Origin of the sequence: Paracoccus angustae, assembly GCF_042648745.1 — a bacterium.
Lineage (GTDB): Bacteria > Pseudomonadota > Alphaproteobacteria > Rhodobacterales > Rhodobacteraceae > Paracoccus > Paracoccus angustae.
The window spans coordinates 79,606-92,138 of record NZ_JBHRXY010000004.1; the positions used below are offsets into that span (position 1 = coordinate 79,606).

Consider the following 12,533-nt stretch of genomic DNA (forward strand, 5'->3'; position numbering starts at 1 on the left):
AAGGTCAGGCGGCTTGCCTGTCGGCCTCGATCTGCTTCGTCTCGGCCCCGGGCAGCGCGTGGCCGGCCCCGATCTCGATCCGGCGCGGCTTCATCTCCTCGGGAAGCTCGCGGCGCAGATCGACCGTCAGCAGACCATCGACCAGGCTCGCCTGCACGACCTTCACATGATCGGCCAGCTCGAACCGGCGCTGGAAGGCGCCCCCGGCGATGCCGCGATGCAGATACTGGGCATTGTCGTCGCCGTTCTTCTGACCCGACACCACAAGCATGTTGTGCTCTTGGGTGATGGTCAGATCGTCCTGGCCGAAGCCCGCCACCGCCATGGTGATGCGGTAGTCGTCCTCGCCCAGCTTGGCGATGTCATAAGGCGGCCAGCTGTTGATCGCCTCGACGCGGCTCGCGGCCTCGAGCGCGTTCAGCATGCGGTCGAAGCCGATGCCCGACCTGAACAGGGGGGTGAAGTCGAAAGTGGTTCTCATAGCCACATCCTCCTTTGAGCAACATGGGTATAAGTTCTTTTGCCGGGGGATGTTCGGCATCCGCCCGGTATGCCGGACCCAGATCAGGCATCCGGCGGGATGTGATTTAGGGCGGGCGATTGGCCGTTCAAGAGGTCACGGCGCTGTCTTCGGCAAGGCATCAACAGGACGCAAGGCGCCAGGGGCGTCCGCGGTCAGGCCCCTGACCGTGACCGGCAGGTCGTGCCGCAAGAAGCGGTCGCGCACCTTTTCGACCGCCGCCATGGCCGTGATGTCCCACAGCGTGGCGCGCGACAGGTCGATGGTGACCGGGCCATCGTGATGGATCGGGTCGAACGCCTCGACAAAGGCCTCGGCAGAGGCGAAGAAGATCTGCCCCTCGACGAAGTAATGGTTCCCCTCGCGGCGGACATGCTGCATGGCGGCCACCTTTGCGGCAAAGAACACGCCGCTCATCAGAACGCCGACCAGCACCCCGAGCGAGAGGTTGTGGCTGAGGATCGTCACGGCCACCGTGGCCAGCATGACCAGATTGGACAGCATCGGCGTGGAGCGCAGCCGCTTCAGGGAACCCCAGTCCAGCGTGTCGATCGACACGGTGATCATGATCGCGACCAGCGCCGCCACCGGCACCCGGCCGATCAGCCCGCCCGCCGCGACCATGAGCAAAAGCAGCAGCCCTCCGGCAGCCATCGTGGACAGCCGCCCGCGCCCCCCGTATTTCACGTTCGAAACGGTCTGCCCGATCATGCCGCAGCCCGCGATGCCGCCGAACAGGCTGGCCGCGATATTGGCCAGCCCCAGGCCCCGCGCCTCGGCGTTCTTGTCGGACGGCGTGCCGGTCTGGTCATCCACGACGCCCGCCGTCATCAGGCTCTCCAGAAGGCCGACCATCGCGATGGCCAGCGCCGGGGCGAAGACGATGCCCAGAAGATCAAGATCCCACGGCACATCGGGGATGTGGAACACCGGCAGTCCATCGGGCATCATGCCCAGGTCCGAGACGCGCGGCACCGCGAGACCCAGGGTCGAACAAGCCGCCGTCAAGAGGACCACGCAGATCAGCGGCGCCGGAATCCGGGTGGTCACGCGCGGCGCCAGATAGATCACGCCCAGGCCTGCCGCGATCACGGCATGGCCGCCGGGCCCGGCGTTCAGGACATGGGGCAGTTGCGCGGCAAAGATCAGGATGGCCAGCGCGTTGACAAAGCCGGTGCGGACCGAGTTCGACACATAGCGCATGAGCGTGGACAGCCGGGCAAAGCCGAAAAGGATCTGGAACAGCCCCGCCAGCAATCCGGCCGCGAAAAGATGCTCCATGCCGTGATCGCGCACCAGCGGCGCCACAACCAGCGCGACCGAGCCGGCCGCCGCCGAGATCATCGCGGGCCGGCCGCCGAACAGGGCGATGACGATGCTGATGACAAAGGACGCGTAAAGCCCCACGGCGGGATCGATCCCGGCCGTGAAGGAAAAGGCGATGACTTCGGGGATCAGCGCGAAGGTCGCCACCGCCCCGGCAAGGATTTCGCGGACAGGATTGTCCCGCCACTGGCGCAGATAGTGCCGTGTGATGATCATGGTGATAGGTGCGAGGACGCGTCTGAGATGCGTTGTCCGGCGGATCGGCGGCCGGAATAGCCACCCGGGCTTGCACCGGGTCCATGCGATTGCCAGCCTCATAGTCGGAGTTGCCGCTGCTGCCAAGCGGATAGCGGCCGGAGGCGTCATCTGCCGCGTCATCCCGCCGCCATGTCATAAGGCAGGCATCCGACCCCGGGTCATGTTCCCTGCATGGCTTTCGGAATCCTGGTCGGCCAACCGTTCGGACAGCGCCGGTGCCCGGCTCGCGCGGACCGCGGCACCCCGACGAACCCGGGCAAGCGCGGGACGGCTTTGCCCGGACCGCCCCTTGGCCGAAGGTAGGGCCAGACACGACCGGCAAGCGAGGCTCGGTGGAAGGTCATCCGCCAGGGCCGCGGCGGTGCTGAATGCGCAGGGATCCGTCCGTCCCGTCTCTGCCCATGTCCTGGCATAAGTTTCGGCGTTCACCTGGAACAGACATCCCGATCCTGGCCGACGCCAGACTGACGCTTCCCGGGTTGCACCCGATGCAAGCCTGTCCGGCACCGGCTCCAGGGCGCGAACTAGCGTCCGTCCCCCGCATCAGGTTGAACCGGCGAGAGGACGGCCTTTTCCGCCTCGTCAAGCCCGCCGGCGGTTCCGCCTTCGCCTGCTTCGACGATGCGGCCGTCGGCTTTGCCGTTGGCATCGGGAACCGTATCCGCGTCCAGTGCGGACAGGCTGTCGTCCCCCAGCACGCCTTCGCGGCGCAACTCGTCCTGGGCTTGCGCCCAGTGTTCGGCGTCGCGACCCTCGGGGCGTCCTTGCGCCTCCCAGATCCGATGCGCCCGATGGCTGATGCGGTCACGGTCCATCATTTCGTCCTCCAAGCGATGGCGTCCCGAGAACTCCTCGCCGCGACGAATGTTCCTGTCCGGATCGGCGGCCCTCCATGGCGGGGCGTCCGGCTTGGGTCGTGGTCAGCCGGAGATCCGGGGCGGAAGGCGCGGGACATGACGGATCACCACACGGGCAAGCGAAAGCCTGTACGCGGGGCTGCGCCCCATCGGGGGCGGGGGCTGCATGACCACGCCCCAGGGGCCGCCTTGCCTTGGATCGGTTCGGCGCGCGGCCATCGCTTGGAAAAAGGCTTTCCCACAGGTGCGGCTGCCTCGGCATGACCTGCCGCCGCCCGCTGCGCGACCGGCAGGCAGCGGGGGCCTCTTGTGGCCTTTGTCAGCCTGACCGCGCAAGTTGTCGCGCCATCTCGTGGATCAGGGTCACCCCTTCGGGGATCAGGGCTGCCGCGATCGAAGCATAGCCCAACCGGAACACCGGGCAGGGCGACGGCGGCTCCTCGAAGAACACGGCACCGGGTTCGATCAGCACGCTTTTCTCGCGCAGCCGGGCAGCAAGATCGGCGCTGTCGGTTCCGCGTGCGCTCAGCCACATGCTGGAACCGCCCTGGGCCGCCGCACCTTCGATCCTCAAGGACGTCTGGGCAAGCGCGTCTTCAAGAACCCGCCGTCGTTCCTTCAATGTCCGCCGCAAGCGCACGATGTGCGCGTCGTAATGCCCCAGGGCCAGAAAATAGGCCGTGATCCGTTGCAGATGGCTTGGCGGATGGCGCAGCATGATCGCCCTCAGCGCACGGGCTCGGGCGATGAACGGGGCAGGCGCAACCATGTATCCGATGCGCAACCCCGGAAACAGGGATTTCGAGAAGCTGCCGATGTAGATAACCCTGCCGGAGGCGTCGAGCGACTTCAGCGCCGGGGCAGGGGGCGCCAGATAGGACATCTCGAAGTCGTAATCGTCCTCGATGATCAGGGCGTTCGTCTGCTCTGCGCGGCCAAGCAGTTCCTGCCGCCGTGACAACGGCATGGTGGCGCCAGTCGGGATATGGTGGCTGGGCGTGGTGATGACCAGCCGGGTGTTGTCCGGCAGCATCGCCGGATCCAGTCCCATGGAATCGACGGGCAGAAAGGCGGTCGGACTGCTGGCGCGGCGCAGGGTCTCGGCGAAATCGGGGTATCCCGGCTCCTCGGTGACGGCCAGCCGGTCGGCGCGGGCAAGCAGTTCGGTGGCCAGGAACAGCGCGTTCTGAGCGCCGAGCGTGACCAGAACCTCGTCCGGCCTTGCCTGAAAGCCACGGCGGGGAAGCGTGTTCGAACAGATATAGTCGATCAGCATCGGATCGTCGGCCCCGTAACGATCTGCCGCCAGCTCCGCGAAATCTCGCGTTCCCAGGGCGCGCCGCGCGCAGTCGCGCCATGCGTTATGGTCGAACAGGCTGGAATCGGCCTGGCCGAAGATGAAAGGAAACCGGAACTCCCGCCAGTTCTCGGGCTTGCGGATCACCCGTCTCGGCAGCGTCTGGTCAGACAGCCATTCGTGCCAATCGAGGGTGCGGACGCCTGCGGCGGCGGCCACATCCACACGGCGATGCGGCACCGTCGCGGCGATGGCGATCCCCGAACGGGGCAGGGCCTCCAGATAGCCTTGGCTGACAAGATCCTGATAAACCAGCGTGACCGTCATGCGCGAGACGCGCAGCGCCTTGGCCAGCTTGCGGCTGGACGGCAGCCTTGTCCCCGGACGTGCCCGCGTTTCCAGGATCGCGCGGACAATCGCGGCGGCCAGCCGGCCCTGTAGCGTCAGTGCATCGTCGCGCAGGAAGATCGCATCGATCGGAAGCACGCCGGGCATCTGGACCTATATTCGCCGCCAACTGGACATATCACTTGGTTCCTTCCGCGGCAATATTACCCGCCAAGGCGCGACCTGCAAAAGCCGGCCGCCAAATGGGAGGGGAGCCCGATGAAAACAACGATCAGACTGCTGGCAGGAACGGCGATCTGCCTGATGGCCAGCGTTCCTGCCTTTGCCGAGGAGTATCGCATCGCGGTTGGCGACGGCGCAGGCGGCACGCAAGAGGCGCTTGGCAAGGCCTTTGTCGAGGCGCTTGAAAAGGAAAGCGGCGGCGCCATGACCGGCAAGCTGTTTCTGAACGGCCAGCTTGGCGACGAGCAGGACACCGTGACCGCCGCCGCCACCGGAACGCTGGATTTCTCGATCCTTGCGATCAACAACATCACGCCGTTCTCGCCGTCTGTCGGCACGCTGACGCTGCCCTATGTCATCCTCAGCCAGGACGACGCCGAAAAGGTCACGCAGGGCGAGGTCGGCCGGCGGATGGTCGAGCAGACCGTGGAAGACGCCGGCGTGCGCATCATCGGCTGGGGCTATTCGGGTTTCCGGGTGCTCACCAACTCCAGCAAGCCGGTGTCCACGGTGGCCGACCTGCAAGGCCTGGTCGTCCGGGTGCCCAAGAACGAGATCATGATCGAGACCTACAAGAGCTGGGGCATCAACCCGACGCCGATGGCCTGGGGCGAAACCTTCGCCGCGCTTCAGCAAAAGGTCGTGGACGGTCAGGACAACCCCTACATGACCGTGAACGCGATGAAGTTCTACGAGGTCCAGAAGTACATCACCGACCTGCGCCATATCTTCTCGATCGAGCCGCTGATCGTCAGCGAGGCGCTGTTCGAAAGCCTGTCCGACGACGAGCAACAGCAGATCCTGGCCGCCGGGCAGGCCGCGACGAAGGCATCCGCCGCCTTTCTGCGCGAACAGGAAAGCAGGATCCGCGACGAACTGGTGGGGCGCGGAATGGAGATCGCCAAGCCTGCCGACGATGAAAAGGAATTCATCGCCCTGGCGACCGGCACCGTGTGGCCCAAGTTCTATGACCAGATCGGCGGCGTCGAGGTTCTGAACGGCGTGCTGGCATCCCTTGGGCGCGATCCGGTTCAGTGAACCAGCCTGCGGCGGGACCGCCCGCCGCCTTCCTTCACACCATCCCGAACTGCCCCTGGCCGGAGGCGATGCATGTCTGCATTCTGGAAGCATCTCGACCATCTTGAAAGCTACATCTGCCGAGCGCTTCTGGCAGTCTTCGTTACGCTGCTGTTCGTCCAGATCGTCGCCCGCCAGGTGTTCGGGTTCTCGATCACCTGGATCGAGGAGCTGTCCGTCATCCTGTTCGTCTGGTTCGCCTATTTCGGCGCCTCTTACGCGGCGCGGATGGCGGCGCACAACCGCGTGACGTTTCACCTGAACATGATGCCGCGCCGGACCGCGCGCATTCTGGAGGCCATCGGCGATCTGTTCTGGATCGCCTTCAACGTCATCTTCATCTGGCAGGCCATCCAGTTCATCGGCCGCCTGAAACCCTTCGTGAAGGCCCAGACCCTGGGATGGGAAATGCGCTATGTCTACACGGCGCTGCCCATAGCCTTCGCGCTGATGACGATCCGCATCCTGCAAGTGAACTACCTGAAGCTGGTGAAGGGCATCGACCCCCGCGATCCCGACAAGGTCGAGGTCGAGCAGGCCCTGGAACTGGCCGCCGAAGAACAGCGCGCCTTTCAGCGGGAGCACGCGAAATGAACGACCATGTCGTAGAGGTTCTGTTCGGCACATTCGCCCTGCTGATGGTTCTGGGCGCGCCGATCACCGTGGCGCTTGGCGTCGCCGCCCTGGCCGCCATGTTCTATCTGGGCGACAATCCGATCAAGATGGTGCAGATGGCCTGGTCGTCGGTGGGGTCGTTTCCGCTGATGGCGCTGCCCTCGTTCATCCTGGCCGGTGCGCTGATGGAGGCGGCGGGCCTGTCGCGGCGCCTGATCGCGGTGGCCGAAAGCCTGGCCGGCCCCTTCACGGGCGGCCTGTCCGCCGCGACCATCGTCGCCTGCCTGTTCTTCGGCGCGATCTCGGGATCGGGGCCTGCGACCACGGCGGCCGTGGGAATGCTGATGATCCCCGGCATGATCCGCAACGGCTACAGCCGCGACTATGCGGCCTCGGCAACGGCAGCAGCCGGCGGCTTGGGCATCGTCATCCCGCCCTCGATCCCGATGATCATCTTCGGCATCTCGGCCATGGGGATCGCCCCCGATCCGGCCGCGGTCGAGACGCACGGACAGTTCCAGTCGGTGTCCATTTCCAAGATGTTCATAGCCGGTTTCCTGCCCGGCGCGGTTATGGCGGGCGGCCTGCTGCTGATGAACTTTCTCCGCTGCAAGGGCCGGGGGTATCACGGATCGTCCGAGCCGCTGTCGCTGCGCAAGTTCGCCTGCGCCTGCTATCGGGGGTTCTGGGCGATGATGGCCCCGATCGTGATCCTGGGCGGGATCTATTCCGGCCTGTTCACCCCCACCGAAGCCGCCATCGTCGCCATCTTCTACACCCTGTTCGTGGGCATCTTCGTCTATCGCGAACTGGATGTCGCCGACGTGTTCAAGGCGCTGGAGGCGACGACCTGGCTGGCCGGGCGGGTGCTTCTGGTGCTGTTCGCCGCCACGATCTTTGGCCGGATCCTGGTGGAAAACAACGTTCCCGGCATCATCGCGGGCGGCATCCTGGGCCTGACCACCAACCTTTACGCCATCTGGGCGCTGATCATCGGGATGCTCCTGATCGTGGGCATGTTCATGGAAACGCTGGCGGCGATCATGATCCTTGTCCCCGTGATGCTGCCGGTGGCCTACATGGTCGGCATCGACCCGATCCACTTCGGCACCGTGATGATCTGCACGCTGTCCGTGGGCTTCCAGACCCCGCCCCTGGGCGAGAACCTGTTTATCGCCTCGGGCATCTCGGGCGAAAGCATCGAACGGATCAGCGTGACCGCGCTGCCCTTCGCCGTCGCCTCGACCGCCGCGATCTTCGTCATCGCCCTCTTTCCGCAAATCGCCCTGTGGCTTCCCGCCGTGCTGGGCTACTGACCAAGGAGTTTTCATGACCCGCACCCTGACCGCCGACGACCTGAAGGCCACCTTCGACGCCTTCAACCGCCACGACATCAACGGTGTCATGATCCATTTCGGCGACGACTGCGTGTTCTTCACGGTCGCAGGCGACAGCGAACACGGCAACAGGATCGAAGGGCGCGAAGCCATGGCCAAGGCCTTCGAGGGCGTCTGGACCGCCATGCCCGATGTGCAGTGGGCCGACCACGAGCACTTCATCTCCGAGGACGGCAGCCGAGGCGTCAGCCAGTGGACGTTCCGCGCCACCAATCCCGACGGCACCCGGACCGAGGTGCAGGGCGCCGACCTGTTCCGCATCAGGAACGGCAAGATCGTGGAAAAGCAGGCGATCCGCAAGCAGCGCCCCAACATCGCGGCCAGGTGACCGTTATGCAGCCCATCGACAAACGCGGATCGGTGCCGTTCGACCCCCATTACGATCCCATCACGGCGCGCGCGTTGGGTCCGGGCAGCGATTATGCCCCGACCTACTGGATCGGCACGGCCGGTCCCGCCCCCGAAGGCGACGGCCCGGTGAGGCGCGACATGGACGTGGATGTCGCCGTGATCGGATCGGGTTACACCGGGCTTTCCACGGCCATCCACCTGGCCAAGGAACATGGCGTCAAGGCCACCGTGCTGGAGGCCAACGGAGTCGCTTACGGTTGTTCCACCCGCAACGGCGGGCAGGCGCAGATCAGCGCCGGGCGGCTCAAGCGCAGCCAGTGGATCGACCGCTGGGGCCTGGATGTCGCGCGGGGCCTGCACAACGAGATGGTCGAGGCGTTCGCCCTGTTCCGCGGGCTGCTGCGCGACCACGACATTCAGTGCGATCCGCAGGATGGCGGCCACTACTACATCGCCCACAAGGCCGGCGTCATGCCGACGTTGGGGGCCGAGGCGAAGCTGTTGCGCGACACATTCGGCTATGATGCCCGGATGCTGTCTCGGGACGAGTTGTTCCAAACTGCCGTGCGCGACCAGGAAGCGCAGGGCGCGATGTGGGAAGCCGACGGCCTCGGCATCCACGCCGCAAAGCTGGCCTTCGGCTATCTGCGCGCGGCCCGCGAACTGGGGGCCACCGTGCATCCCGACAGTCCCGTTCAGGGATGGGAACTGAAGAACGGCGTTCACCACCTGCGCACGCCGGGCGGCATCGTGCGCGCCCGCCGGGTTGCCGTGGCCACGGCCGCCTATGCCACCCGAAGCCTGCACGGCCGCCTTCGCGACCGCCTGATGCCGATCATGTCGAACAGCATCGTCACGCGTGCCCTGACTCCATCGGAACTGGAGGCCGTGGGCATCCGGACCCTGTCTCCGCTGACCGACACGCGCACGTTGCGCCATTACTACCGTCTGCTGCCCGACAACCGGTTGCAGATCGGCTCGCGCGCGGCGATCACCGGGCGGGACGCGGCCAATCCCGTGCACCTGAACGGGCTGCGCGAAGGCATGGCGCGCAAGTTCCCGGCGCTGCGCGGGATCGACCTGGACTACAGCTGGTGGGGTTGGGTCGATGTCAGCCACGACATGATGCCGCGCATCACCGGGCTGCCGGATGTGCCGGGGCTGTTCTATTCGCTGGGATACGGCGGCAACGGCGTCATGTATTCGGCCATGGCGGGCCGCCGCCTGGCGCAGCTGGTCGCCGGCAAATCCGTCCCAGACCTGCCGATCTTCAACACCGAACTTCCCCACGAGGGCTGGAGGACGCCGTTCCGGCGGTTGGGCCAGTGGGGCCTTTATCACCTTTACCACTATCGCGACGAGCGGACATAAGGAGCCATCGCCATGAAAATGACCACCGAAGAAGCCTTTGTCAAAGTCCTCCAGATGCACGGGATCGAACATGCGTTCGGGATCATCGGGTCCGCGATGATGCCTGTGTCGGATCTGTTTCCAAAGGCGGGGATCACCTTCTGGGACACCGCGCACGAAACGAATGCGGGGCTGATGGCGGACGGGTTCACGCGCTCGACCGGCAAGATGTCGATGATGATCGCGCAGAACGGGCCGGGCGTGACCGGGTTCGTGACGCCGGTCAAGACCGCCTACTGGAACCACACGCCGCTGCTGCTGGTCACGCCGCAGGCCGCCAACAAGACCATCGGGCAGGGCGGCTTCCAGGAGATGGAGCAGATGCGCCTGTTCGCCGACTGCGTGTGCTACCAGGAGGAGGTGCGCGACCCATCCCGCATCCCCGAGGTGCTGAACCGCGTCATCATGCAGGCCTGGCGCAACTCGGCGCCCGCGCAGATGAACATTCCGCGCGACATGTGGACCCAGGTGATCGATGTCGAGCTGCCGCAGGTGGTGGCCTTCGAGCGTCCGGCAGGCGGCGAGCAGGCGGTGGCCGACGCCGCCCGGATGCTGTCCGAGGCCGAGTTCCCGGTGATCCTGTCGGGGGCGGGCGTGGTTCTGTCGGGCGCCATCCCGGATCTGGTCACGCTGGCCGAGCGTCTGGATGCGCCGGTTGCCTCGAACTACCAGCACAACGACAGCTTCCCCGGCTCGCACCCGCTGGCGGTCGGCCCGCTGGGCTATAACGGCTCAAAGGCGGCGATGGAGCTGATCGCCAAGGCCGACGTGGTGCTGGCGCTTGGCACGCGGCTGAACCCGTTCTCGACCCTGCCGGGCTACGGCATCGACTACTGGCCGAAGGACGCCAAGATCATCCAGGTCGACATCAACGCCGACCGGATCGGCCTGACCAAGAAGGTCACGGTGGGCATCCAGGGCGATGCGGGCAAGGTGGCGCGCGGCATCCTGGCGCAACTGGGCGCAGGGGCGGGCGATGCCGGGCGCCGGGAACGCCGCGATCTGGTCGCGCGGACCAAGTCGCGTTGGGCGCAGGAGCTGTCCAGCCTTGATCACGAACAGGACGATCCCGGCACGGAATGGAACGCCGGGGCGCGCAAGCGCGACAGCGGCCTGATGAGCCCGCGCCAGGCCTGGCGCGCGATCATGCAGGCGGTGCCGCAGGATGCCATTGTGTCCTCCGACATCGGCAACAACTGCGCCATCGGCAACGCCTATCCGACCTTCGAGGGGGGCCGGAAGTATCTGGCGCCGGGCCTGTTCGGTCCCTGCGGTTATGGCTTCCCGGCGATCCTGGGCGCCAAGATCGGCAACCCCGACACCCCGGTGATCGGCTTTGCGGGGGATGGCGCCTTCGGCATCTCGATGAACGAGATGGTGTCGGTGGGCCGCGAGGACTGGCCCGCGATCACCATGGTGATCTTCCGCAACTACCAATGGGGTGCGGAAAAGCGCAACACGACGCTGTGGTATGCCAACAACTTCGTGGGGACCGAGCTTCACCGCGACACCACCTATGCCGGCATCGCCAAGGCTTGCGGCGTCCAGGGCGTTCAGGTGCGCAACGCCGAGGATCTGACCCATGCCCTGCACGAGGCGGTCGAACGCCAGATGAAGAACAAGGAAACCACCTTCATCGAGGTCCTGCTGAACCAGGAACTGGGCGAGCCCTTCCGCCGCGACGCGATGAAGAAGCCTGTTCCCGTGGCCGGGATCGACCGCGCCGACATGCGCCCGCAGCGCGGCGCGGCCTGATCCCGACCGCTTTGCAAACCTGACCATCCGGCGCGGACCCTCCGCGCCGGATGGTTCCCTGCACTCAAGGAAAACGCCATGACCAGCATCGACCTGCTTCCTGCCCGCCAAATGATCTCGGACGCCTTTCCGGGCTTTGCGGTGTCGGTCCTGGTGGCGGCGACGGCGCAGTTCCTGTCCGAACATTACGGCGCCCCCGCCATGCTTCTGGCGCTGCTGCTGGGCCTGGCGCTGAACTTCCTGGCCGAGGAGGGCACCCGGACCGCACCCGGCATCGCGCTGACCGCGCGTGCGGTGCTGCGGTTGGGGGTGGCGCTTTTGGGCGCGCGGATCAGCGTGGACATGCTGGCGGGCCTTGGCGGCCCGGCGATCGGGCTGGTGGTCGCGGGTGTGGTGCTGACCATCCTGTTCGGGCTTGTGGCCGCCCGCTTTGCGGGTCGCGACTGGCGCTTTGCGCTGCTGACCGGCGGCTCGGTGGCGATCTGCGGAGCCTCGGCCGCGATGGCCATTGCGGCGGTGCTGCCGCGCCATGAACGCTCCGAACGCGATCTGGCCTTCACCGTGCTGTCGGTGACGGTGCTGTCCACGGCGGCGATGGTGCTTTACCCGATGCTGTCGGGCCTGTTCGGGTTTACCGCGCGCGACAGCGGGGTGTTTCTGGGCGGCACCATCCACGACGTGGCGCAGGTGGTCGGCGCGGGCTTTTCCATCGGCCCCGAGACGGGCGAGGTGGCGACGCTGGTCAAGCTGATCCGCGTGTCGATGCTGGCCCCCGTGGTCTTGTGCTTCTCGCTGGTGATCCGGGCACGCGGGCTGGCGGACCAGAAGGGCGGCAAGCGCCCGCCGCTGCTGCCGGGCTTTGTTCTGGGCTTTCTGGTGCTGGCGGCGCTGAACTCGGTCGGCGTGATCCCGGCGGTCCTGGCGGACTGGGCGGGCGTTCTCAGCCGCTGGGCGCTGCTGATCGCCATCGCCGCCGTCGGCATCAAGACCTCGCTCAAGCGGATGCTGGATGTGGGCGGCGTGGCGATCGGCCTGATCGTCGCCGAAACGATCTTTCTCGGCATCTTCGTCGTCGCCGGCCTCCATTTCCTCAGCTGAAA

General features: G+C 66.2%; 11 protein-coding genes and 1 other annotated feature. Of the genes, 7 read left to right on the plus strand and 4 right to left on the minus strand.

Annotation, left to right across the window (positions count from 1 at the left end; all coding sequences use genetic code 11):
• Positions 1-4 precede the first annotated feature (4 nt).
• The 4 genes from ACFOM8_RS07490 to pdxR all read right to left on the minus strand — a co-directional run bounded on the left by ACFOM8_RS07490 (position 5) and on the right by pdxR (position 4,753).
• On the minus strand, positions 5-481 hold the full coding sequence (locus tag ACFOM8_RS07490) for an Hsp20 family protein (RefSeq protein ID WP_377760781.1): 477 nt from the start codon (positions 479-481) through the stop codon (positions 5-7).
• A gap of 135 nt (positions 482-616) precedes the next feature.
• Positions 617-2,062 carry a SulP family inorganic anion transporter gene (locus tag ACFOM8_RS07495; RefSeq protein ID WP_377760782.1) on the minus strand — a complete coding sequence of 482 codons (1,446 nt, stop codon included), beginning with the start codon at positions 2,060-2,062 and terminating at the stop codon, positions 617-619.
• A gap of 30 nt (positions 2,063-2,092) precedes the next feature.
• Positions 2,093-2,148: a sequence feature (sul1 is cis-regulatory element that is thought to sense ions involved in sulfur or methionine metabolism; They are found in Alphaproteobacteria), on the minus strand.
• A gap of 480 nt (positions 2,149-2,628) precedes the next feature.
• Positions 2,629-2,922: a DUF2934 domain-containing protein gene (locus tag ACFOM8_RS07500; RefSeq protein WP_377760783.1), complete on the minus strand. Its 294-nt coding sequence runs from the start codon at positions 2,920-2,922 to the stop codon at positions 2,629-2,631.
• A 358-nt stretch (positions 2,923-3,280) separates the two neighbouring features.
• Positions 3,281-4,753: a MocR-like pyridoxine biosynthesis transcription factor PdxR gene (gene pdxR / locus ACFOM8_RS07505; RefSeq protein ID WP_377760785.1), complete on the minus strand. Its 1,473-nt coding sequence runs from the start codon at positions 4,751-4,753 to the stop codon at positions 3,281-3,283.
• 111 nt (positions 4,754-4,864) lie between these two features.
• Here pdxR and ACFOM8_RS07510 point away from each other — a divergent pair, with 111 nt between their 5' ends.
• The 7 genes from ACFOM8_RS07510 to ACFOM8_RS07540 all read left to right on the plus strand — a co-directional run bounded on the left by ACFOM8_RS07510 (position 4,865) and on the right by ACFOM8_RS07540 (position 12,531).
• Complete coding sequence (locus tag ACFOM8_RS07510; protein ID WP_377760787.1) at positions 4,865-5,866, plus strand: TRAP transporter substrate-binding protein; 1,002 nt, start codon at positions 4,865-4,867, stop codon at positions 5,864-5,866.
• A gap of 72 nt (positions 5,867-5,938) precedes the next feature.
• Positions 5,939-6,499 carry a TRAP transporter small permease gene (locus tag ACFOM8_RS07515; RefSeq protein WP_377760789.1) on the plus strand — a complete coding sequence of 187 codons (561 nt, stop codon included), beginning with the start codon at positions 5,939-5,941 and terminating at the stop codon, positions 6,497-6,499.
• Positions 6,496-7,836: a TRAP transporter large permease gene (locus tag ACFOM8_RS07520; protein WP_377760791.1), complete on the plus strand. Its 1,341-nt coding sequence runs from the start codon at positions 6,496-6,498 to the stop codon at positions 7,834-7,836. The genes ACFOM8_RS07515 and ACFOM8_RS07520 overlap by 4 nt, the downstream gene beginning before the upstream one ends.
• A gap of 13 nt (positions 7,837-7,849) precedes the next feature.
• Positions 7,850-8,245, plus strand: coding sequence for a nuclear transport factor 2 family protein (locus ACFOM8_RS07525; protein WP_377760793.1), 396 nt, complete (start codon positions 7,850-7,852; stop codon positions 8,243-8,245).
• 5 nt (positions 8,246-8,250) lie between these two features.
• Positions 8,251-9,639, plus strand: a complete 1,389-nt coding sequence (locus tag ACFOM8_RS07530) for an NAD(P)/FAD-dependent oxidoreductase (protein ID WP_377760795.1) — start codon at positions 8,251-8,253, stop codon at positions 9,637-9,639.
• Positions 9,640-9,651: 12 nt separating this feature from the next.
• Positions 9,652-11,433 carry a sulfoacetaldehyde acetyltransferase gene (xsc, locus tag ACFOM8_RS07535; protein WP_377760797.1) on the plus strand — a complete coding sequence of 594 codons (1,782 nt, stop codon included), beginning with the start codon at positions 9,652-9,654 and terminating at the stop codon, positions 11,431-11,433.
• Positions 11,434-11,511: 78 nt separating this feature from the next.
• Complete coding sequence (locus ACFOM8_RS07540) at positions 11,512-12,531, plus strand: YeiH family protein (RefSeq protein ID WP_377760798.1); 1,020 nt, start codon at positions 11,512-11,514, stop codon at positions 12,529-12,531.
• The last annotated feature ends 2 nt before the right edge of the window (positions 12,532-12,533 follow it).